Raw genomic sequence first — 22874 nt, 5'->3', positions numbered from 1 at the left:
TTATCATACCACATACTTTACCATTTATCACCGATAAATTGAAAAACCGTTTCGCCTCCCAATGCCCCTGTGCTATACTTGTAGCGGAGGTTAACATGATTCTGAACAAAACCAAATTCTTAAATATACTGAAAGCCATCGACTACCTAGCCCTGCTCACCATGATCATCCTGGCCTTTATCCATCCCTTCTTTCCCCTCTACGACGAGTCGGGAAAGCTCATGGAAAATTCGGCCCTCATGCGAATCGCCGTGGTCATCGCCGTCCTCTTTGTCGGCATACCCACATTCAGCAAAGAAATCACCGCCATTCGAAAAAACAAAAAGCCCTACGACATCAAAAAGAAAAACAACACCGTCTTCTTGCCCAAAGTGAATTTGTTTTTGGCCGTGCTCTTCGCCGTGGCCACCGTGGTCTTCGTGCCCCTGGCCGTCACGCACTACGCCGATAAGGGCACCCAATGGCAGGCATTCTACGCCGTCTTCTACGTCTTCGTTTATATAGGCGTCGGCACCCGCCTGCAATTAAAACCGGCGATAACGGCGATAAAGAAATAATGGAAATAAAAAAGCCCGGCACGTGCCGAGCTCTACTACTCCGGTCCCCGAAAGGGGATCTTTTTTTTTCTATCGCTTTTGAAATTCGTAGCGGACGTCCAATGCCTCGTCGATAGGTGCGCCTTCTTCCACCAATTTGCGGTAGGTGTTCATGGCTTTCGTGTCGCCGTAGAGGACGACGCCGATGAGCTTGCCGTCTTTGGCGTAGAGGCGGTGGTGTACGGGGCCGTCGTCGTAAAAGTAGACGTCGCCTTCGCCGATTTTTCCGGCGGAGAAGACTTGGATGGTGCCCAAGTCCAATTTCGTGTAGACTTTGGGATCTTCGTAGCTCACATGGCCGCCTGCCATATTGGCGCCGGCCGCTTTGCCCATGGCTCGGGCGGCGGGCCAAATGCCCATGACGCGGCCTTCCACTTCCGCCACGTCGCCTGCTGCCCACACGTTCTTTTTATTGGTCTTTAAGCTTCTGTCCACGACGACGCCTCGGTTCACTTCGAGGCCCGTGTCCTTAAACAATGCCGTATTAGGCCGCACGCCAATGGATACGAGAACCATATCCAGATCCACCACGGTGCCGTCGTCGAATTCGATGCCCGTCAAGTGATCGTCGCCGACGAAGCCTTTGGTGCTTCGGCCGGTGTAGACCATAAAGCCGTGGTCTTTCATTTCTTCGTTCAGGCCCATGCCCAGCTCCCGGTCCAGTTGCTTGGAGAGCAGGTATTCTTCCATGTCCACAATGGCCACGAGATTGCCCCGCTTCTTAAGGCTTCTCGCCGCTTCCAGGCCTAAGAGGCCGCCGCCGATGACGCCGATGCTCTTTTCGCCTTCCATGGCGTTTAAATGGCTTTCGATTTCTTTCAGATCGGCCCAGCTTCTCAGGGTAAAGACGCCTTTTAGATCTCTGTTTTTAAAGGGAGGCAGATTGGCGTGGCTTCCGTTGGCGAGTAGGATTTTTTCGCCTTGAAAGCTGTCGCCTTTTTCCGTGGTGACGGTCATGGCGTCGAAATCCACCGCCGATACCTCTGCGTCGAAGTCGGTGTCGATGTTTAATTTTTCCGCCCAATCTTCTTTGTCCAAATAGGGTACGTGCGGATTTTCTTCGCTTAAGCATGCGGTGAGCTCGATGCGAAAGTAGGGCCGCTCTTTTTCGTTACCCAAAAGAAGGATGCTGCCTTCTTTATCTTTTTTGCGGATTTCTTTTGCCGCCGTGACGCCGGCGACGCCGCTTCCCAGTATGAGGTAGTCGTATTTTTTCAATGGAACCACCCTCCTATATTTTTCTTACTTACCTTGCAGTGACTTCCGTCCATATTCTATCATATACCTCCACAAAATCGTGGAGATCGCCGTAAACTTCCAAGGGCGGGAGTTTGTCGATGTCGGGATAGGCTACCGGGTCTTCTCTGAGTTCTTTGGGCAAGAGGGTGATGGCTTCGGGGACGGGCGAGGCGTATCCCACATTGTGTTCCGCATTTTTCGCCGCGATATCGGGGCGGGACATGAAGTTAATAAATGCCATGGCGCCCTTGGGATTTTTCGCATTCTTGGGCACGGCAAAGGAGTCGTACCAAATATTGGTGCCCTCTTTGGGAATGACGTAGTCCAGGGCTTTGTTTTCCTGCCGCATAAGGGCGGCGTCGCCGGAATACATGACGGAGAGGGCGGCGTCGCCTTGGGCCATGACGTCGCGGCCTTCGTCGGCCAGGTAGGCGTAGACCAAGGGCTTTTGGGCGATGAGGGCGTCTTTCGCCTCTTCCAATTCTTTCATGGAGCGGCTGTTCATGGAGTAGCCCAAATACTTCAATGCCACGGCGATGGAATCCCGTTGGGAATTGTACATGATGATTTCGTTTTTGTATTTCTTATCCCACAGGGCGCCCCAAGAGTCGATGGGCTCTTTGACGTAATCGGTGTTCACCACGATGCCCAATGTGCCCCAGAAATAGGGCAGGCTGTATTTGTTCCCGGGATCGTAATCCATGTCCAGAATCCGCTTGTCCAGCTTTTTCATATTGGGAATTTGATCGTAGTCCAGAGGCATGAGCATGTCTTCGCGGATCATGCGCTCCACCATGTATTCCGAGGGCACAATGACGTCGTAGGGATCGTTGGATTTTTTCAGCTTCACGTAAAGGTCTTCGTTGGAAGCGAAGGTGTCGTACATGACGCGGATCCCCGTCTCTTCTTCGAATTGGCGGACGGTGTCCATGTCTATATAGTCGCCCCAGTTGTAGACGTGAATGGTTTCTTTCTTGCTTTGGCTTTTGCCGCAAGCCGTGAGTAGGCTCAGGGCCAGGATGCAGATGAGGAATGTGTATCTTCTCATGCTACACCTCGAAATCCACCAGGTCGATGTCCCGCTTGTTCAATATGAGCAAAAGGACGAGGACGGCGGCAAAGAGCAGGGTGGACAGGGCGTTCATGGAGGGATTGATCCCGGTCTTTGCCATGGCGTATAGGGCGATGGACAGATTGCTCACGCCCTGACCCGTGGTGAAGAAGGAGATGATGAAGTCGTCGATGGACAGTGTGAAGGCCATGAGGGCGCCGGTGGCGATGCCCGGTTTAATTTGGGGCACCACCACATAGCGCAGCACTTCGTGGCTCTTGGCTCCCAAGTCGTAGGCCGCTTCCACGGTGTTTTTGTCCAATTGATCCAATTTCGGCAGCACGGAGAGGATCACGTAGGGCAGGCAGAAGACGATGTGGGACAGAATCATGGTGAGCATGCCTTGTTCCATGGCCAAGAAGCCGAAGAGGCTCATAAGGGCCACGGCGGTGACGATGTCCGGGTTCAGCACTGGCAGATAGTTGATGTTTAATATGGCGGCTTGACTGCGCTTGGAAAAGGCGCGTATGCCGATGGCGGAGATGGTACCCACCACGGTGGAGATCACCGTCGCCACCGCCGCCACGAGGATGGTGGTGTAAAAGCTTTTTAGAATAATGGGGTCGGAGAATAAATCCGTGTACCAGTGGGTGGTAAAGCCCGCCCACACGCCTCGGAGTTTCGTGTCGTTAAAGCTGAAGACGATGAGCACCACAATGGGCAGATACAAAAACAAAAGCATGAGCCCGAGATAGGCGTTTCTGATTTTATTTCCCACGGCGTCCTCCTTTCGACTCCTTGTCGCCGATTTGTCTGAAGACAAACAGCATAATCAATAAAATAGCGATTAGTACCACGGCAATGGCCGAGCCGAAGGGCCAGTTGCCCGTCAGCCGGAATTGTTGCTCGATAATATTGCCCACGAGGTAGTATTTGTTTCCCCCGAGCAAGGAAGAAATGACGAAGGTGGACAGGGCGGGAATAAAGCACATGAGTATGCCGCTGTAAATCCCCGGCAGGGAGAGGGGCAAGGTGACTTTTAAAAAGGCCGTGGCGGGATTCGCTCCCAAATCCTGGGCCGCTTCCAAATAAGAGCGGTCCGTCTTTTGTAAAATGGTGTAAATGGGCAGCACCATAAAGGGCAGGAAGTTGTAGATCATGCCCATGAGAATGGCGCCTTGATTGTACATCATGTCGAAGGGCCCCAGACCGATGAGGTGAAAGACTTTGTTTAAGACACCGTTTCGCCCGAGAAGGGTGATCCAGGCATAGGTCCTCAAGAGAAAGTTCATCCACATGGGAATGACGAAGAGGAGGATCAACATGGAGCTCGTCTTGGGCTTGGTTCTGGATATGGCATAGGCCGCCGGGTAGCCCACCAAGAGGCAGGCCGCCGTGGACAGGATGGCGAGGGCGACGGAGCGCCACAGAATCCTCAGGTACAGGGGCTGAAAGAAGCGGGCAAACTGCTCCGTGGAGAAGCGGTAGTCCCCCATGCTCATGGTGCTCACGCCGTTAAAGCTCATGAAGAGAACGAGGACCAGGGGCAGGACGATAAATAAGATGGCCCAGACGATGTAAGCCGATGCGTATCTTCTCATGACTCGTCCCCCATGACGTGGAAGTTATTGGGCTCGATATAAATTCCCACCACCTCGTCGGGCTCCCGCGCCACGGTGGATTGCACCATCCACTTCTCTCCTTCCACTTCCAAAATCATTTCGTAGTGGACGCCTTTAAAGACCGTGGAGATGACCTTGCCTTGAAGGAGATCGTCTCTCCCCGGCTTCAGCTCCACATCTTCCGGGCGAATGACGATTTGCACCGGGGCATTTTTTTCAAAGCCCTTGTCCACACATTGAAATTCTCTGCCGTAGAAGGAAATCAATTTGTCCTCGACGAAGCGGCCGCGAATAATATTGCTTTCGCCGATAAAATTGGCGACGAAGGCGTTTTGCGGCTCGTTGTAAATATCCGTGGGTGTGCCGATCTGTTGCACGGCGCCGTCTTTCATAACCACCACCGTGTCGCTCATGCTCAAAGCTTCTTCCTGATCGTGGGTGACATAGATAAAGGTAATGCCCACCTGTTCCTGAATCCGCTTCAGCTCGAACTGCATTTGCTTTCTCAGCTTTAAGTCCAGGGCGCCTAAGGGCTCGTCTAAGAGCAGAATCTTCGGATCGTTGACCAGGGCCCGGGCGATGGCAATGCGCTGCTGCTGCCCGCCGGAAAGGGACTGGATGTTTCGCTTCGCCGTGTGGGGCAAGTTTACCAGCTCCAACATTTCCTGCACGTGGCGGTCGATGGTGGCTTTCGGCAATTTCTTCAGCTTCAAGCCGAAGGCCACATTGTCGTAGACGTTTAAATGGGGAAACAGGGCGTACTTTTGAAACACCGTGTTTACCGGCCGCTCGTAATGCTTCATTCGAAACATATCTTTTCCGTTAAATAAAAGCTCCCCTTCGTCGGCGGTTTCAAATCCGGCGATAATGCGCAAGAGAGTGGTCTTTCCGCAGCCGCTTGGGCCTAAGAGTGTTAAAAACTCTCCGTCTTCCACATCGATGTCGATGCCTTCCAAGACTTGCGTGTCGTCGAAGGCTTTTTTGATTCCTTTAATTTCAATTAATCCGCTCACCTGTCACCTCCTAAAAATTCGGCGGGTTGCTAACCCACAGTACCGTTGCCTCGTCCCGGGATAAGTTCCTGAAAAAACAGGGCGCATCGCCGGAGGCGTAGATCGTATCCTTCGCCTCCACGGAATAGACGTTGTCGCCGCGACAGAAATCCAATCGTCCGGAAAGAATGTAGGCGAAAAACTCCCCTTCGAAGGGGCTGAGCACCTTGGAGGAGCCCATGGGCGCAATGCGCCACAGGGTAGGCTCCATGGTATTCTTCTGGGCATTGGGCACGATGTAGTCCACGCCGTAGCCTCCCTCTTCGTCTTCGAAGGAGAAGGCGTCTTCTTCCGAAAAGACGATCTGCCCCTCTTCTCCGTCTTTAAAAAAGTCGTTGGGGGAGACGCCTAAGGCTTCTAAAATATCTAAAAATGTCGCCACGGAAGGGCTGGTCAAGTCTCGCTCCACTTGGGAAATAAATCCCTTGGTAAGCTCACTGCGTTGGGCCAACTCTTCCTGGGTCAGTTGCTGCACCTGCCTCAGGCGACGAATCTTTTGTCCTATGCTCATAATCACCACTAAACTTTAAGATTAATTTACTAAACAACAACCGTATTATAAACGCTCTGTCTCCGGGGGTCAATAGATCCGGGGAAATAAAAAAAGCCCGCAGACTTTCTGCGAGCCGAAAAAGTATTTTTACTTGTTTTCGCTATAGGCTTTGGCGATGGCCGCACCCAGTTTCGTGTTGTTGTAAACCAGGGCGATGTTCGCTTCCAAGCTGCTGCCGCCGGTGACTTCCAGCACCCGTTGCAGCAAAAAGGGCGTGGATGCCTTGCCGAAGATGCCTTCTTTTTCCGCATCGACCAATGCCTTTTCGATGGCGGCGTTAATGGTATCTTCGTCCATGGCGTCGGCTTCGGGAATGGGATTGGCCACGACGATGCCGCCGTCGATGCCTAAATTCCATTTCGTCTTCATAAGCTTGGCGATGTCCGCGGGATCGTCGTAGCGGTAGTCCAGCTTGTGGCCGCTTCTGCGGGTAAAGAAGGCGGGCATCTCTTCCGTTTCGTAACCGATGACCGGCACGCCGAAGGTTTCCAAATATTCCAAGGTGAGGCCGATGTCCAAAATGGATTTGCAGCCGGCGCAGACCACGGCGATATCCGTGCCCGCGATTTCCTGCAGGTCCCTAGAGATGTCCATGGTGGTTTGAGCGCCGCGGTGCACGCCGCCGATGCCGCCGGTGACGAGAATGGGAATGCCTGCGAGGCGTGCCGTCAAGACGGAGGTGGCCACGGTGGTGGCGCCGTTTAATCCTTGGGCGACGATGTGGGCGTAGTCCCGGGTGGAGCTCTTTACGATGTCGTCGGAGGTGGCCATAAATTCGATCTCATCTTCCGTGAGACCTACCTTAATGCGGCCGCCGATAATGGCCGTGGTGGCGGGCGTGACGCCGGCGTCTCTTAAAATGGCTTCGCAGTGCTTGGCCATTTCCACGTTTTTCGGATAGGGCATGCCGTGGGAGATGATGGTGGATTCCAAGGCGACTACCGGCTCGTTGTTGTCCAGTGCCTTTTGTGCTTCCGGGGCGATGTCCATGTACTGTTTCAAATTAGTTTCTTTCATAATGAATCTCCTGTTTCTCTTTTTCCCAATCCTTCTCATTAAAGAAAGGAAGTTCACTTTGATCGCTTTTCAGCACCATCCGCGATGCGGCCATGGCGCCGACAACGGCATGGTCAATCTTTTTACCTTTGGCCATCTCAGCCGTCAACATGGCGCAAAAGGCATCCCCGGCGCCGGTGGCTCCCCGAATGGTCATGGGGGTGGATGTAAAGTGGGTCATGTCACCGTCTTTAAAGAGATAGGCGCCGTCGGCACCTGCCGTAATCACCACATAGTCCACGCCCGCGTCCCTTAGGGCCGCGCCCTGAGTGGCGACATCGTCGCTTCCCCGGCCGCTTAACACCTGCGCTTCCAGAATGTTACATTTTAGCACATGGATCCGATTTAAGAAAGGGGTAAATTTTTTTACCTTTACGGCGCTGACCCCGTCCACCACGGCTCGAATGTCCCATGAAAAAATTTCCGCCAAGGTATCTTCCCGCAAATTGGCATCCACCACGACGAAATCCGCCCCTTCCGCTAAGGCGCGGCGATCTTTTATCCGCTCGGGAGTCATCTCTTCCATCACCGCCATGTCGTTTACCGCGGCGTGCATTTCCCCCTCCTGATCCAAAAGAACCAAATAGCTTCCCGTGGAGGCGCCCTCGAAGGTAAAGGCGTAGTCGAAGGATAATTTTTCAGGCGCACGAGCCAGGATCATGGCCCGCTTATCGTCGTCGCCGAATGCCGTCACCAGATCCGTTTGAATGCCCAGGCGGGCGATAGTGGCGGCGATGTTTCTGCCTACGCCGCCGGGGCTCAGCTCCACGGCCCCGGGATTGGAGTCGTGAAGATCCAAATGCTCGTAGGGCCTTCCGCTAATGTCCACATTGCAGCCGCCGAAGACGACCACGTGTTTCTCTTTCATTCCTTCCCCCTTTCGCCGCGATTTTTTATCCGCTTAAAACAGGCGCGGCAAAGCGGCTCGTAGCTTTCCGTGGCGCCGATGACCACCCGGCCCCCTTCTCCCGAGGTGCGGTGGCTGACCCAGGCGTCGCTGCCGCAGTGGGCGCAGACGGCGTGGTGCTTTTCCACGTAATCGGCCACGGCCATAATTTCCTTCACGATTTCGAAGGGATGGGCCTCGTAATCCATGTCCAGCCCCGCGCAGACCACGGTCTTTCCCTCGTCAAGTAATGTGTCGAAGGCCGCCAAGATCCTATCCGTCTCGCCGCCTAAAAACTGCACTTCGTCGATGGCCACCACGTCGGCCTTGTGCTCGGCCGCCGCCTCCAGCACCCCGTCGATATCTTCCACCACCACGGCCTCCAGCGACGTGTTGTCGTGGCTCGTAATGGCGGAGTGAATGAAGCGGGTGTCCAGCGTGGGCTTTAACACCAGCGTGTTGTAGCCGGCGATGCGAAATCGCTTTACTTCCCGTTCCAAACTCGATGTCTTTCCGGAAAACATGCTTCCCGTATGTAAAATTAATCGTCCCCTGTACTGATGCATTTCTTCCTCCTCGAAAGAAATTATAACACAATTCCCCCTGCACCTTCCCACGCAATTTTTCTTGCATTGTATCTTTCTCTACTATATTCTAATTAAGGATTACCATCACTTTCAAAGGAGGACCTATGCTTCAAATCGAGCATTTAATAAAATTTTACGGCAAGAAACAAATTCTTCACGACCTGAGCTTTGAATTGGAACCCGGGGACATTTGCGCCTTTATCGGATCCAACGGCGCCGGAAAAACCACCACCATTAAATCCGCCCTGGGGTTGATTCCCTTCGACGGCGGAAGGATTTTAATCGGCGGCCACGACATCGAAAAGGAGCCCTTGGAGGCGAAAAAACTTTACAGCTATGTGCCGGACAATCCGGAGCTTTATAAATTTATGCGGGGCATCGAATACTTAAATTTCATCGCCGATCTCTTTGAGCTGAATTACGAAACCCGCAGAGACCGCATCGAGTACTACGCCGATCTCTTCGCTATTCGCGACCGCCTGGGCGAGAGCATCGACAATTACAGCCACGGCATGCAGCAAAAGCTGGCCCTTATCGCCGCCTTGATTCACGATCCCAAGCTCATCGTATTAGACGAGCCTTTCGTGGGCCTGGATCCCATGGCGACGAAATCCATTCGGGAAACCTTTAAGACCATGGCGGCGGAAAAAGGCACCACGATTCTCTTCTCGACCCACGTCTTGGAAGTGGCTGAAAAGCTGTGCAACAAGGTGGCCATTATTCGCGAAGGCCATTTGGTCTTTTTCGGCCCCACGGAAGAGGTGCTTCAAAAGGGCAGCTTGGAAGATCTGTTCATGGAAAGGATGCAAAGCCATGAACAAGCTTAGGCTTTTAAACCGGCTGGAAAGAAAGCGCACCTTTAATCAATTTACCCAAGGAAAAAAGAAAAAGGCCTTCGGCATTTTTATCTATCTCCTCTCCCTTTGGGGCTACTTTTGGCTCGGCGGGCTTTTGCCCATCTTCGCCTCCATGGCGATTCTGGATTCAAAAGGTGAGGCCGGCGCCTTTTCCGTAGCGGATGTATTAAACGATGGGGGGATTCTTTCCTCCATGGACGTCATGGCTCTCGTGTTTTTCCTCGCCAGCGCCATTATCGCCTTTATTCAAATTCGAAACACCTACTTCAACGACTTCGACCAATCCACCTTGTGGAGCATGCCCGTGGATACGCGGCTCATCCTCATTTCAAAAACCACCGGCCCCGCCGTATTCAGCCTGCCCCTGATCTTGGCCTTTACCCTGCCTTCGGTGATTCTCACTAAGGTAGCCACGGGTTCTTTTTTCAAGGCCCTTCTCGTCCTTCTAGTGTTTTTCTGCGCCAATCAATTGGGCGAATGCCTGGGCTGCTTTTTGCGCATGGCCTTGGCAAAAGGCAACAGCCGACTTCAGCTGTCAAAAGGCGTCAAGACTTTCTTCGGCTTTGTCCTCTTCGTCGTATTTATGGTGGGCTTTTACACGGAGCTGGCACGGGACTTTAAAGACCTTATCGTCTTCATGGACTTTTACAATCGCCTGCCCGCGGCGGCACGGCCCGTATCCTTTGCCCTGAATCATCATCTGTGGATTATCCCCGTCTTTATTCTTTTGACAGGGCTCATATACTACGCCTTTCTTAACTACATGGCGAAGAATTTCTTTGCCATCGGCGAAAGCTTGGCGCCTCGCGGCACGGTGAAGGCCGTAAAGGACGACGACTACAAGGTGCGGAAAAAATACGCCGCTCTCATCCGCAAAGAACGGCGCCTCTTTTTCTCCAACAGCGCCGTGGCCTTTAACAGCTTTTTCGGCACGATATTGCCGGTGATTCTCGCGGCCATTCTCTTCGTGCCCGCGGTAAAGGAAATGTTTCTGGGCTTTTTAGAAAACCAAGCCTTCGTCTCCCCCGACGCCGCCCTGTTTTTAATTCTCACGGGCCTCGCCGGCATGATGAATCTCGGTGGCTTTAGCTTTTCTCTGGAGGGTGTCAGTGCTTACAACACCTACACCCTGCCCCTGAAAGGCCATCAGATTTTTCTAGGAAAGCTTTTTATGGCCGCAAGCCTCATCGTTCCGGCTTATCTCATCGCTTGGCTACTCCTCGTCGTCAATCTGAGGCCGGCGCCTGTCTACCTGCCCTTTTATCTCATAGGGCCCTTGGCCTATGCCCTCTTGATCAACGGCATCTCCCTGTTTTTCGACTGGAAGTTTGCCAATTACAACTGGACCAATCCTCAAGAGCTGGCGAAAAATTCGAAACAATCCTTCTTCTCGGGCTTGGGCAGCCTCCTGGTCAGCTGTGCCGTGATTTTAATCGGCGTCGGCATTATGACCAAGGCGCCCCTTCTCTACGCCGCCCTGCTCACCCTTATTTTTGTGGCGGGCAATGTGGTCCTCTACTTTCTCACCCGAGACATGACCGTCTATCATCAATAATTAAGGAGGTATTATGAGCGAAAAAAGCGCATCTATACTCCTGGCCGCCGTCATCATCGCCCGCGCCACGAGCTACTACTTTATAAAAATCGGCATGCAGGGACTGGACGTCTTCAATCTTCTGTCCGTCCGCTTTACCATCGCCACGATTCTACTCACGACACTGTTTTTTAAAAAGCTTCACCCCATGACGCGAAGCACCTTTGCCCACGGCACCGTTTTAGGCGTGGCATTCTTTGCCGTCATGGCCTTTGAATTTATGGCACTGAAGACGGCAGCGGCATCTACCGTGGCGTTTTTGGAAAACACATCCATCGTCATCGTGCCCATACTAATCGCTATTACCACTCGCAGCCTGCCCACGAAAAGTGCCCTCATCGGCATCGCCGTGACCGTCTTAGGCGTCGGCTTTTTAACCTACAACCCCGGCGGCCTCTCCCTGTCCCGCGGCGAAATCTACGCCCTCCTGGCGGCAGTAAGCTACGCCGTGGTCATCCTTTTGACCGCCCGCTACGCCTCCGGCAGAGACGATTCCTTTCAGTTGGGCTACCTGCAGGTCTTTTGGATCTTTATCTTCTCCACGGCAGCCACCTTTTTACTCGAAACACCCCAAATGCCCCAAAGCCAAACGGAATGGACGGCTATCCTCGCCCTTGCCGTCGTCTGCACCGGCTTCGGTTTTACCCTGCAACCCGTGGCGCAACAACACACCACCCCGGAGCGGGCGGGTATGTTCTGCGCCCTGAACCCCCTCTGCGCCACCATTATGGGCACCACACTGCTGGGCGAAACCCTGTCCGTCTACAAACTCCTGGGCATCGCCTGCATCATCGTAGGCCTTACATTGCCCATCCTGTTAGACATCCGAGAAAAGAAAAAACAAATACAATGACGATAGAAAAATCCATTGGGAGAAAGATCCCCAATGGATTTTTTAGTGGCTACTTTTTCTTTTCTCGATTAATATTCTTTCTTCCATTTTTTCTAAAGATGTGAGAAATCCCATCACCCTGAATTTAATTGCGCAACTGAATTCTTAAAATCAATTTATTTTTTCGTTTAAAATTTCATCCCTACATGGTTTTTAGACCCGGGGAAGGGCCTAGGGCGTTGCGATTCGCCCTCTGGCCCTTCCCCTGGACCCCATCCCACTCGACCCACAAAACGCCTTTTAGCAGAGCAAATGCCTGACGGCATTTGATTCCTGTTGGGCTTCTTCGCTACTGGATGATTTTTATTTGGGCAATTTCTCTGTTGAGTGTTTTAAGTGCGACACTCATGAGCGAGCAAGTCTAAAATGGAAGGCGATCGCTCAGAGTAACAGGGGCGGCGGGTTATCAGTGAAGCCAGTCATCTGCATAGTGCCGCTCAGCTTTTGTGTCATAGGTGTCCTATCGCGTCAACGAAAAGGGAAATATGTAGAAAATGCCGCAGGCATTTTCTTTCCAATCACACGCGGCCAGAAAGGGGGCAAGGGGTCCCGGGGACGGGGGAAATGCGGCCTTTAACCCGGTCCCCAAGATTTGGACATTCCCCCTACCTTAAATCGTGTATAATTCAATTAAGGAGGGAAACCATGGGACGAGGAAAACTAACTGCTGAAGAGCAAGCCATCTTACGCACCAATCCAAATGTCAAATCAGTCAACGATAAATGTATTCTCTATACGGATGAATTTAAAAAACACTTCATTGATGCGCTGAGCACAGGCAAGCGGCCTAAACAAATCTTTGTTGAAGCCGGTTTTGACCTGGAAATCTTAGGCGACAAACGCATCGAGCGGGCCACCGCGCGGTGGAAAGAGCGCCACATTCGGGACACCATTCTCGCATCAATAGACCAAGAAGCCGCAAAAGAAGCCCTTCAGGCTATCGATGCCATTGACGATCTGAAAAAAGCCAAAGAGCAACTGGCAAAGCAAGAAAAAACCATACAACAACAAGCTGCGGAGATCGAAGCATTAAAAAAAGCTGGCTGGCTAGGAGGGAGGCGATGCGACAAGAAGGAATATGGAACGACTGATCTCTGTAAAATTATCGAAGAAACCGTCGAAATCTACGGGAAAGCCATTAACATCAAAGCCCTTTGCGAAAATCTTCAACTGCCTCGAAGCACCTATTACTACTACAAAGCCAGCAAAGAAAACCGGCAACGAAGAGAAGAAGCAGATCAAGAAGCCCTGTACTTCATACAAAAAGCCTATGACCATAGCGGCAAATACTACCACAAAGGCAGCCGCTCCCTTCGCATGGTCCTGAAAAACGACTACGACATCATCTACAATCGCAAAAAAATCCAACGCATCATGCGGAAATACCAACTCAAATGCCCGGTGAAAAAAGCACGGCCCTACGACAAACGGAAAAACGACGGCCAAGAAAGCAAAATCGCCCCGAACCGCGTCAAGCGCGCCTTCAAGCCGGGCAAAGCCAGAAAACTCTTCCTCACCGACATCACCTACATCAAACACCAAGGCCACTTCTCCTACGTCTCCGTCATCATCGACGCCCAAACCAACGAACCCGTCGCCTACAAAACCAGCACAAGCTACAGCCTCGACTTCGTCCTCGAGACCCTCGAGCAACTCAACGCCTGTGGCTACAGCCAAAACGCCATCATCCACTCCGATCAAGGCGTTCACTACACAGCAAAAAAATTCCGAGACACCGTCCAATCCATGGGCCTCATCCAATCCATGTCAAGAAAAGGCAACTGCTGGGACAACGCGCCCTGCGAATCCTTCTTCGGAAAAATGAAACAAGAAGTCCCATTTGACGAAAACGCCGACGACCAAGAGATTGAAGCCGCCGTCGCCGACTACATAAACTACTACCGCTACCGCCGATACCAAGAAGGCCTCGGCGATATGACGCCATACGAATACGGCTCAACACTGCTCCACGCATAGGGGTTGACGTGTCCAAAGAACCGGGTCCACCTTACTTCGCTCTGAGCCCTTTCCCCCGTCCCCGGGTTTAAGAGGCATGTAAGAATGAATATTTTAATTAAAGAAGTATCTTGATTATAGTCAGTCGGCTATGCCGTTAAGGATGAGTCGTTACTCAAAAAAAAGAGAAAGGGGTATGATCCCGCCGAGAAATATGTATTTTTAAATAGAGAAAGGACGTGTTTCCACGTCCTTTTCTCTATTTGTTTTGGTTTTTATTCTACGATTTTGGATACAACCCCGGAGGCGACGGTGCGACCGCCTTCTCTGATGGCGAAGCGTAATCCTTCGTCCATGGCGACGGGGGTGATGAGTTCTACTTTGAAGGTGGCGTTGTCGCCGGGCATAACCATTTCCACGCCGTCAGCGAGGGTGATGTCGCCGGTTACGTCGGTGGTTCTGAAGTAGAATTGGGGACGGTAGCCGTTAAAGAACGGGGTGTGGCGTCCGCCTTCTTCTTTGCTCAGGACGTAGACTTCGGCTTCGAATTTGGTGTGGGGATGGATGCTGCCGGGGGCTGCAAGTACTTGGCCGCGTTCGATGTCGTCTCTTTGGACGCCACGAAGGAGGAGGCCGACGTTGTCGCCTGCTTCGGCGCGGTCGAGTTGTTTTCTGAACATTTCAACCCCGGTAACGACGACGGTTCTCTTTTCGGTGGTGAGGCCGACGATTTCGACGTTGTCGTTGATTTGGATGGTTCCGCGTTCTACACGGCCGGTAGCGACGGTGCCGCGGCCGGTGATGGAGAAGATGTCTTCCACGGGCATGAGGAAGGGGTGGTCGATGTCACGAACGGGATCGTCGATCCATTCGTCGACGGTTTCCATAAGGGCGACGATTTTGTCTCCCCATTCTCCGTCCGGATCTTCTAATGCTTTTAAGGCGCTGCCCACGGTGATGGGGGTGTTGTCGCCGTCGAATTCGTATTCGCTTAAGAGGTCGCGTACTTCCATTTCGACGAGTTCGATGAGTTCGTCGTCATCGACTTGGTCTTGTTTGTTGAGGAATACGACGATTTTGGGTACACCGACTTGGCGGGCCAAGAGGATGTGTTCACGGGTTTGGGGCATGGGGCCGTCTGCTGCGGAGACGACGAGGATGGCGCCGTCCATTTGGGCTGCACCAGTGATCATGTTTTTAACGTAGTCGGCGTGGCCGGGGCAGTCGACGTGAGCGTAGTGACGCTTTTCGGTTTCGTATTCGACGTGGGAAGTGGAGATGGTGATTCCACGTTCTCTTTCTTCGGGGGCTTTGTCGATGTTTGCGTAGTCGACGAATTCGCCGCTGCCGAAGCGTTTGTTTAATACGAGGGTGATTGCTGCCGTAAGGGTGGTCTTGCCGTGGTCGACGTGGCCGATGGTGCCGACGTTGACGTGGGGTTTGTTTCTTTCAAATTTTCCTTTTGCCATTGTAAATCCTCCTTTAGTGTAGAATAAACTTATTTATTTTTTCCGTTGAGTACTTCTTCGGACACGTTCTTGGGAACTTGTTCGTAGTGGTCGAATTGCATGGAGTAGTTGGCACGACCTTGGGTGTTGGAACGCAAGCTGGTTGCGTAGCCGAACATTTCAGCCAAGGGGACGTAGCAGGTGACGATTTGTGCGCCGGCTACCAGTTCCATCCCTTCCATGCGGCCGCGGCGAGAGTTGATGTCGCCGATAACATCGCCCATGTACTCTTCGGGAGTGACGATTTCAACTTTCATGACCGGTTCTAACAGGACGGGGTTTGCCTTGGACAGTGCGTCGCGCAGTGCCATGGAGCCGGCGATCTTAAATGCCATTTCCGAGGAGTCCACGTCGTGGTAAGAGCCGTCATAGAGGCTGACTTTGACGTCCAGGACTTCGTAACCGCCCAGGACACCGTTTTGCATAGCTTCTTCGATCCCTTGTTGGGTGGGGCCGATAAATTCCTTGGGAATAACGCCGCCCACGATGTTGTTTTCGAATACGAAGCCTTGACCTGCTTCCAAGGGTTCGACCTTGATTTTGGCGTGGCCGTATTGACCGCGACCACCGGATTGACGAACGAATTTGCCTTCGCCGTCTGCGGATCCGAGGATCCCTTCGCGATAAGATACTTTCGGGTTACCGATGTTTGCTTCGACTTTAAATTCGCGGAGCAGACGGTCGACGATAATATCCAAGTGCAATTCGCCCATGCCGGCGATAATGGTTTGTCCGGTTTCTTCGTCGGTGTAGGTTCTGAAGGTGGGGTCTTCTTCGGCGAGCTTTTGCAGGCCGATGGACATTTTGTCTTGAGACGCCTTGGTCTTCGGTTCGATGGCGACGGAGATAACGGGTTCGGGGAATTCCATGTTTTCCAAAATGATTTGATCATCTTCGTCACAGAGGGTGTCCCCGGTGGATGTATCTTTTAAACCGACGGCAGCGGCGATTTCACCGGCGTAGATTTCTTCCACTTCCTCACGCTTATTGGCGTGCATTAAAAGGATACGACCGACGCGTTCTCTCTTGCCCTTGCTGGAGTTGTAGACGTAGCTACCGGCCTTCAAGGTACCGGAGTAAACGCGGAAGTAAGAAAGTTTCCCTACATAGGGGTCGGTAACGATTTTAAATGCCAATGCGGAGAAGGGTTCTTCGTCGCTTGCGTGGCGATCTTCTTCCGCTTCCGTATCGGGGTCGATGCCCACGATGGCGGGAATGTCTACCGGCGAGGGCAGGTAGTCGATAATGGCATCCAGCAGTAACTGAACCCCTTTGTTCTTGTAAGAGGAACCGCAGGTTACCGGGGTCATTTCCACGGCCAAGGTTCCCTTACGGATGGCGCGCTTAATATCTTCTTGGGTTACTTCTTCCCCTTCGAGATAGGCCATCATTAAGTCTTCGTCGAATTCGGAGACTTTTTCGATGAGGTTTTCGCGCCATTCTTCGGCTTGTGCCTTGTATTCTTCCGGCACTTCCGTAATTTCGATTTCGGTTCCCATGTCGTCTTTGTAGATTTCAGCTTCCATGGTGACCAAGTCGATCATGCCGATGAAGTTTTCTTCGGCGCCCATGGGAATTTGAATGGGCACGGGATTGCCGTGTAATTTATCTTCGATGGTTTTAACCGAACGGAAGAAGTCCGCGCCGGTTACGTCCATTTTGTTAATGTGCGCAATTCGGGGGACGTGGTAGCGGTCAGCTTGACGCCAAACCGTTTCCGATTGGGGCTCAACGCCGCTCTTGGCGTCGAAGAGGGATACGGCACCGTCCAACACGCGAAGGGAACGTTCAACTTCGACGGTGAAGTCAACGTGGCCCGGTGTGTCGATGATGTTCAGGCGGTAGCCCTTCCAGTGTGCGGTGGTAGCAGCCGAGGTAATGGTGATACCACGCTCTTGTTCTTGCTCCATCCAGTCCATTTGGGCGCCACCGTCGTGGGTTTCTCCGATCTTATGAATCCGACCGGTGTAATACAGGATACGTTCGGTCGTCGTCGTTTTACCGGCGTCGATGTGCGCCATAATTCCGATATTGCGTACTTTATTAAGCGGCACTTCTCTAGCCACGTAATTTCCCCTTTCTTACCATCTGAAATGAGCAAAAGCTTTGTTCGCTTCTGCTGCACGATGCATTTCGTCTTTACGCTTTACAGCGCCGCCTAAGTCGTTGGATGCATCCAAGATTTCTTTGGCTAAGCGTTCGACCATGGTTTTTTCACCGCGGGCTCTGGCGTAGCGGACGATCCAGCGAAGTCCCAGGGTTTGACGTCTTTCGGGACGTACTTCCAAGGGTACTTGATAGTTGGCACCGCCGATACGGCGTGCTTTAACTTCCAAAACCGGCATGGCGTTGTTTAACGCTTTGTAGAATACTTCTAAGGGTTCTTCACCGGTTGCTTCTTTTACGGCATCCAATGCGCCGTAGACGATTCGTTGGGCCGTGCCTCTCTTGCCGTCCAACATGACATTGTTGATTAATTTGGTAATAACAACATCGCCGTAGACGGGATCGGGCATGACCTCTCTTTTAGGAATATGTCCTTTTCTTGGCATTCTCTTCCCTCCTTAACTATTTGGTTGAGAAAAATCAACGGTACTCGACATACGTCGTGTGCCAAGAGCATCTATTAAAAAGATTGTGCTCTTTGATTAGTTACTTTTCGGTTTCTTTGCACCATATTTGGAACGCGCTTGTCTTCTTCCGTCGACGCCGGCGGTATCCAAGCTTCCGCGTACGACGTGATAACGTACACCGGGAAGGTCTTTGACACGACCACCGCGAACTAAGACGACACTGTGTTCTTGTAAGTTATGGCCGATTCCGGGAATGTATGCCATGACTTCATAGCCGTTGGAAAGACGAACACGGGCAACTTTACGAAGCGCGGAGTTCGGTTTCTTCGGCGTTACAGTACGAACCGCGACGCAAACGCCTCTTTTTTGAGGAGAATTGACGACGGTTTGCTCTTTTAGTAAAGAGTCGTAGTTGAATCCTAAAGCCGGAGATTTCGACTTGGTTTCGGATTTCTTTCTACCTTTCTTTACAAGTTGGTTGATTGTAGGCACTTAGTGCACCTCCTTTAATAATTGGGATTTTCTAACAGCACAAATCGATTTCAATCATGAAAAACTACCCGTAGAGCGGGTAGTTCCTAATGCGTTCGATTTACACTCTGGTAGTGTACCATCTTTTCCTTCAATTTTCAAGCATTTTGCGGGATTTATCCCCTTTTATCCCTGAATTTCTTTTAAAAAACCGGGCTTCGATACGTAAATCCGTTGCGCCACCCAGGCGACAGGCACGGCCTTGATGAGATCCACGGGAATAAAGGCGATCATGGTCTTAAAGGCGGCGGATAAACTTTCGCTGTTATGGTACAGACTCAACAGGCCCGAGAAGTTAATGAGCAGGGCGCCGAAGAGGACGAAGACGATCAGATAGGTCACATAGCTGCGACTCGTTACCTTTTCCAGGGCGAGGCCCACAAAGTAAGGCGAAAGCAGGTAGCCGATAAAGTAAGAGCCGGTGGCGCCTAAAAAGACGGCGGCGCCGCCGCGACCTCCGGGCAGCACGGGAAGCCCCAAGGCAATGCAAAGCAAGAAGACGAGGACGGTGAGTGTGCCGTGTTTCTTCCCGAGGACCGCGCCCGCCATGGCACAGACCATGTTTTGAAGCACGATGGGCACGCCAACAGGCGTGGGAATAATCAATAAACCGCTGAGAATAATAAGGGCCAGGTACATGGCCATGGCCGTCAAGTGTTTTGTTTTCATTGGACATCTCCTTTTACAATGTTATTGTAAATGGTATTCCTTTACGGCTTTCTTGTCAATAGAAAAAACTCCGCCGAAGCGGAGTTTCTTATTTACAGGCTCATTCCTTCGAGAATGTCCAAATCTATTTTTCGCTTGTCCTCTTCTTCCCAGTAGACCGTGCCGTTCTTGCGAACGCCGGTACCGGCGGGAATCAGTTGGCCGATGATGATATTTTCCTTTAAGCCCTTGAGGTAGTCCTGCTTTCCTTCAATGGCCGCATCGGTTAAGACGCGGGTCGTTTCTTGGAAGGACGCCGCAGAGAGGAAGGAATCCGTAGCCAGGGAGGCCTTGGTAATCCCGAGTAAGGTGGGGATCGCCGTGGCTTCTTGAAGGCCGGCTTCCGCCGCCTTTTTGTTGGCCCGTTCGAATTCTTTTTTGCTCACCATGCTGCCGGGGAGGAGGCTGGTTTCGCCGGCATCGTCGATGCGGACCTTGGACATCATTTGTTTAACGATGACTTCGATGTGCTTGTCGTCGATGTCTACCCCTTGCAGACGGTAAACCCGTTGTACTTCTCTGACGATGTATTCCTGAACGCCCATGACGCCTTTGACGCGAAGCAGGTCTTGGGGATAGACGGAGCCTTGGGTAAGCTCGTCGCCCTTTTCTACCCGGTCGCCGGGTTTTACCTTGATGCGGGCGCCGTAAACCACGGTGTAAGCTTCCGAGGTGCCGTCGTCGGCGGTAATGACGATTTCACGCTTCTTCGACGTTTCGCGAATGTCCACCGTGCCGCTGATCTCGGCGATAATGGCGAGACCCTTGGGCTTACGCACTTCGAAAAGTTCTTCGACACGAGGCAAACCTTGGGTAATGTCCGCTGCCGCTGCGACCCCGCCGGTGTGGAAGGTACGCATGGTCAGCTGAGTCCCGGGCTCGCCAATGGATTGTGCGGCGATGACGCCGACGGCTTCGCCGATGCCCACGGGGCGACCCGTAGCCATGTTTTCGCCGTAGCACTTGGCGCAGACGCCATCTTCGGAATTACAGCCCAAGACGGAGCGAATCTTCACTTCTTCGATGCCGGCGGCAATAATGGCTTCGGCTTCTTTGGAACCGATCATGTCACCCGCCTTGACGAGGAGGGCGCCGGTTTCCGGATGATGCACGTCTTCGTAAGAGGTTCTGCCTTCGATACGATCCTGCATTTCTTCGATCATTTCGCGACCGTCTTTAAAGGACTTGGCCACGATGTAGCTGTCCGAACCGCAATCTTCCTCGGTGACGGTCACTTGTTGAGATACGTCGACCAAACGACGGGTCAGGTAACCGGAGTCGGCGGTACGCAGTGCCGTATCCGCCAAGCCCTTCCGAGAACCGTGAGTGGACATAAAGAATTCCAGTACGTCCAGACCTTCGCGGAAGTTTGAGGTAATGGGAACTTCGATGGTACGTCCGGAAGGCGAGGCCATGAGCCCGCGCATACCGGCCAATTGACGAATTTGGTTCTTGGAACCACGGGCTCCGGAGTCGGCGAAAATAAAGATATTGTTTAATTCGCCGAAGCCTTCCATAACCTTGTCCGTTAAGTGGTCCGTGGCTTCGTTCCAAATGTCGATAACGTGTTCGTAGCGCTCTTCGTCGCTGATGAGACCCTTGCGGAACGCCTTTTCGTATTTTTCAACGTCCAGATCCGCTTGATGGAGAATGTCCGGCTTTTCCTTGGGAATTTCAACGTCGCCCATGGAAATGGACATGGCGCCGATGGTGGAGTAGTGGTAGCCTAAGCTCTTCACTTCGTCGAGGAAGGCCGCGGTTTCCAAATTGTCGTGGAGTTTATAGCAGCGATCGATGATTTTGCCTAAGAGCTTTTTGTTAATCACCTGATCGATTTCCAAGCCGTAGGGATCTTTTTCCCTGTCCACAAAACCAAGGTCTTGGGGAATGGCGCGGTTGATCATAAAGCGACCGACGGTGCTTTCCACGATCTTGCCCCGCTTGTCTTCTTCATCTTTAAAGCGACGCACCTTGACGTGGGAATGGAGATGAACCCAGCCGCAGGCATAGGCATGCAACATTTCCTTTTCATCCATAAAGGTCATGCCGTCGCCTTTGACGTGGCTCTTTCTGTCCATGGTCAGGTAGTACATCCCTAGAACCATGTCTTGAGACGGCGTGGTAATGGGCTTGCCGTCTTTCAATGCCAAAATATTGTTTGTGGAAAGCATTAAGAGGCGAGCTTCCGCTTGGGCTTCCGCCGACAAGGGCAAGTGAACCGCCATTTGGTCCCCGTCGAAGTCGGCATTGTAGGCCGTACATGCCAGGGGATGGAGTTTAATGGCTTTGCCTTCCACGAGCACCGGTTCGAAGGCTTGAATCCCCAAACGGTGCAGGGTAGGCGCACGGTTTAAGAGCACGGGATGGTCTTTAATGACATCTTCCAGCACGTCCCATACTTCGGGGCGCACCCGTTCCACCATGCGCTTGGCGCTTTTAATATTGTGGGCCAGTTCCCGTTCCACGAGCTCCCGCATTACGAAGGGCTTGAACAGTTCCAAGGCCATGTTTTTCGGCAGACCGCATTGATAGAATTTCAAGGACGGTCCGACGACGATAACGGAACGACCGGAGTAGTCCACCCGCTTACCCAGCAGGTTTTGACGGAAGCGCCCTTGCTTGCCCTTCAACATTTCGGAAAGGCTCTTTAAGGGGCGGTTCCCCGCGCCGGTGACCGGGCGGCCGCGGCGGCCGTTGTCGATTAAGGCGTCCACGGATTCTTGGAGCATGCGCTTTTCATTGCGCACGATGATTTCAGGCGCACCGATGTCCATGAGCTTTCTCAGGCGGTTGTTCCGGTTAATGACGCGGCGGTACAGGTCGTTTAAGTCCGATGTGGCGAAGCGACCGCCGTCTAATTGCACCATGGGGCGCAGTTCCGGCGGAATGACGGGGATGCAATCCAAGATCATCCACTCGCATTTGTTTCCGGAGCTTCTGAAGGCTTCGATGACTTCCAAGCGGCGGGTAATGCGCACCCGCTTTTGCCCGGTGGCGTCGTCTAATTGTTCTCTGAGATCCTTGGAAATCTCGTCTAAATCGATTTTGCGCAACAGATCCCGAATGGCTTCGGCACCCATATTCGCTTCGAATTTGTCGCCGTATTCCCGCTTAAATTCGCGGTATTCCGTTTCGGTCAAAAGTTGCTTTTCGTATAGATCCGGCACCCCTTCGTCGACGCGTGTGACGATGTAGGATGCGAAGTAGAGGACTTTTTCCAGTGCCCGGGGGCTGATGTCCATGACCAGGCCCATGCGGGAAGGAATGCCCTTAAAGTACCAAATGTGAGAGACCGGTGCGGCCAATTCGATGTGGCCCATGCGTTCCCGGCGCACCTTGGACTTGGTGACTTCCACGCCGCACTTTTCGCAGACCACGCCTTTGTAGCGCAGGCGCTTATACTTTCCGCAGGAACATTCCCAGTCTTTCGTGGGTCCGAAAATCTTTTCGCAGAAAAGACCTTCTTTTTCGGGCTTTAATGTTCTGTAGTTAATGGTTTCCGGCTTCTTGACTTCCCCATAGGACCAAGATCTGATTTTTTCCGAGGATGCTAAGCCGATTTTAATGGAATGAAATAATTCGTTTCTGCTCAAGGAGCAAGACTCCTTTCTTT

General features: G+C 52.4%; 20 protein-coding genes. 5 read left to right on the top strand and 15 right to left on the bottom strand.

Annotated elements, in window-relative coordinates; all coding sequences use genetic code 11:
* The first annotated feature begins 95 nt into the window (after positions 1 to 95).
* Positions 96 to 557: a hypothetical protein gene (locus BN7444_RS06290; protein WP_068457274.1), complete on the top strand. Its 462-nt coding sequence runs from the start codon at positions 96 to 98 to the stop codon at positions 555 to 557.
* Positions 558 to 626: 69 nt separating this feature from the next.
* Here BN7444_RS06290 and BN7444_RS06285 read toward each other — a convergent pair whose 3' ends face one another.
* The 9 genes from BN7444_RS06285 to BN7444_RS06245 all read right to left on the bottom strand — a co-directional run bounded on the left by BN7444_RS06285 (position 627) and on the right by BN7444_RS06245 (position 8621).
* Positions 627 to 1814 carry an NAD(P)/FAD-dependent oxidoreductase gene (locus BN7444_RS06285; protein WP_068457271.1) on the bottom strand — a complete coding sequence of 396 codons (1188 nt, stop codon included), beginning with the start codon at positions 1812 to 1814 and terminating at the stop codon, positions 627 to 629.
* Positions 1815 to 1842: 28 nt separating this feature from the next.
* Positions 1843 to 2883, bottom strand: a complete 1041-nt coding sequence (locus tag BN7444_RS06280) for an ABC transporter substrate-binding protein (RefSeq protein ID WP_068457269.1) — start codon at positions 2881 to 2883, stop codon at positions 1843 to 1845.
* Position 2884: 1 nt separating this feature from the next.
* Complete coding sequence (locus BN7444_RS06275; RefSeq protein ID WP_417875587.1) at positions 2885 to 3664, bottom strand: ABC transporter permease; 780 nt, start codon at positions 3662 to 3664, stop codon at positions 2885 to 2887.
* Positions 3654 to 4487 (bottom strand): ABC transporter permease, encoded by an 834-nt coding sequence (locus BN7444_RS06270; protein ID WP_068457266.1) that lies wholly within the window; start codon positions 4485 to 4487, stop codon positions 3654 to 3656. Before BN7444_RS06270 ends, BN7444_RS06275 begins: the two co-directional genes overlap by 11 nt.
* On the bottom strand, positions 4484 to 5521 hold the full coding sequence (locus tag BN7444_RS06265; protein ID WP_068457264.1) for an ABC transporter ATP-binding protein: 1038 nt from the start codon (positions 5519 to 5521) through the stop codon (positions 4484 to 4486). The genes BN7444_RS06270 and BN7444_RS06265 overlap by 4 nt, the downstream gene beginning before the upstream one ends.
* 10 nt (positions 5522 to 5531) lie before the next feature.
* Positions 5532 to 6071 carry a helix-turn-helix domain-containing protein gene (locus tag BN7444_RS06260; protein ID WP_068457262.1) on the bottom strand — a complete coding sequence of 180 codons (540 nt, stop codon included), beginning with the start codon at positions 6069 to 6071 and terminating at the stop codon, positions 5532 to 5534.
* A gap of 129 nt (positions 6072 to 6200) precedes the next feature.
* Positions 6201 to 7130, bottom strand: a complete 930-nt coding sequence (locus tag BN7444_RS06255; protein WP_167627204.1) for a pseudouridine-5'-phosphate glycosidase — start codon at positions 7128 to 7130, stop codon at positions 6201 to 6203.
* A complete protein-coding gene (locus tag BN7444_RS06250; RefSeq protein ID WP_068457261.1) occupies positions 7117 to 8037 on the bottom strand; it encodes a carbohydrate kinase family protein in 921 nt (306 codons plus the stop codon). Before BN7444_RS06250 ends, BN7444_RS06255 begins: the two co-directional genes overlap by 14 nt.
* The gene (locus BN7444_RS06245) at positions 8034 to 8621 is read right to left on the bottom strand and encodes a thymidine kinase (protein WP_068457258.1); all 588 of its coding nucleotides are present in this window, start codon (positions 8619 to 8621) and stop codon (positions 8034 to 8036) included. Before BN7444_RS06245 ends, BN7444_RS06250 begins: the two co-directional genes overlap by 4 nt.
* A gap of 125 nt (positions 8622 to 8746) precedes the next feature.
* Between BN7444_RS06245 and BN7444_RS06240 the strand changes: the two genes are divergently transcribed.
* From BN7444_RS06240 to BN7444_RS06225, 4 genes are all read left to right on the top strand, one after another.
* The gene (locus tag BN7444_RS06240; protein WP_068457255.1) at positions 8747 to 9469 is read left to right on the top strand and encodes an ABC transporter ATP-binding protein; all 723 of its coding nucleotides are present in this window, start codon (positions 8747 to 8749) and stop codon (positions 9467 to 9469) included.
* Positions 9456 to 11054, top strand: a complete 1599-nt coding sequence (locus BN7444_RS06235; protein ID WP_068457252.1) for a hypothetical protein — start codon at positions 9456 to 9458, stop codon at positions 11052 to 11054. The genes BN7444_RS06240 and BN7444_RS06235 overlap by 14 nt, the downstream gene beginning before the upstream one ends.
* Positions 11055 to 11067: 13 nt before the next feature.
* A complete protein-coding gene (locus BN7444_RS06230) occupies positions 11068 to 11946 on the top strand; it encodes a DMT family transporter (RefSeq protein WP_068457248.1) in 879 nt (292 codons plus the stop codon).
* A gap of 684 nt (positions 11947 to 12630) precedes the next feature.
* Positions 12631 to 13962 carry an IS3 family transposase gene (locus tag BN7444_RS06225; protein WP_068455548.1) on the top strand — a complete coding sequence of 444 codons (1332 nt, stop codon included), beginning with the start codon at positions 12631 to 12633 and terminating at the stop codon, positions 13960 to 13962.
* Between the two features lie 254 nt (positions 13963 to 14216).
* Here BN7444_RS06225 and tuf read toward each other — a convergent pair whose 3' ends face one another.
* The 6 genes from tuf to rpoC form a co-directional block, all read right to left on the bottom strand.
* On the bottom strand, positions 14217 to 15410 hold the full coding sequence (gene tuf, locus BN7444_RS06220; protein WP_068455550.1) for an elongation factor Tu: 1194 nt from the start codon (positions 15408 to 15410) through the stop codon (positions 14217 to 14219).
* Positions 15411 to 15439: 29 nt separating this feature from the next.
* Positions 15440 to 17515: an elongation factor G gene (gene fusA / locus BN7444_RS06215; protein WP_068457246.1), complete on the bottom strand. Its 2076-nt coding sequence runs from the start codon at positions 17513 to 17515 to the stop codon at positions 15440 to 15442.
* A gap of 15 nt (positions 17516 to 17530) precedes the next feature.
* Positions 17531 to 18001 carry a 30S ribosomal protein S7 gene (gene rpsG, locus BN7444_RS06210; protein ID WP_068457244.1) on the bottom strand — a complete coding sequence of 157 codons (471 nt, stop codon included), beginning with the start codon at positions 17999 to 18001 and terminating at the stop codon, positions 17531 to 17533.
* Between the two features lie 96 nt (positions 18002 to 18097).
* Positions 18098 to 18514, bottom strand: a complete 417-nt coding sequence (gene rpsL / locus BN7444_RS06205) for a 30S ribosomal protein S12 (protein ID WP_068457242.1) — start codon at positions 18512 to 18514, stop codon at positions 18098 to 18100.
* 165 nt (positions 18515 to 18679) lie between these two features.
* On the bottom strand, positions 18680 to 19222 hold the full coding sequence (locus BN7444_RS06200; RefSeq protein ID WP_068457239.1) for a biotin transporter BioY: 543 nt from the start codon (positions 19220 to 19222) through the stop codon (positions 18680 to 18682).
* Between the two features lie 92 nt (positions 19223 to 19314).
* Positions 19315 to 22854 (bottom strand): DNA-directed RNA polymerase subunit beta', encoded by a 3540-nt coding sequence (gene rpoC / locus BN7444_RS06195; RefSeq protein WP_068457236.1) that lies wholly within the window; start codon positions 22852 to 22854, stop codon positions 19315 to 19317.
* Between the last annotated feature and the right edge of the window lie 20 nt (positions 22855 to 22874).

The organism is Peptoniphilus pacaensis, from assembly GCF_900088125.1.
Classification (GTDB): Bacteria; Bacillota; Clostridia; order Tissierellales; family Peptoniphilaceae; genus Aedoeadaptatus; species Aedoeadaptatus pacaensis.
The sequence above is the reverse complement of the archived record's forward strand: the minus strand, read 5'-3'. Positions and strand labels throughout refer to the sequence as shown.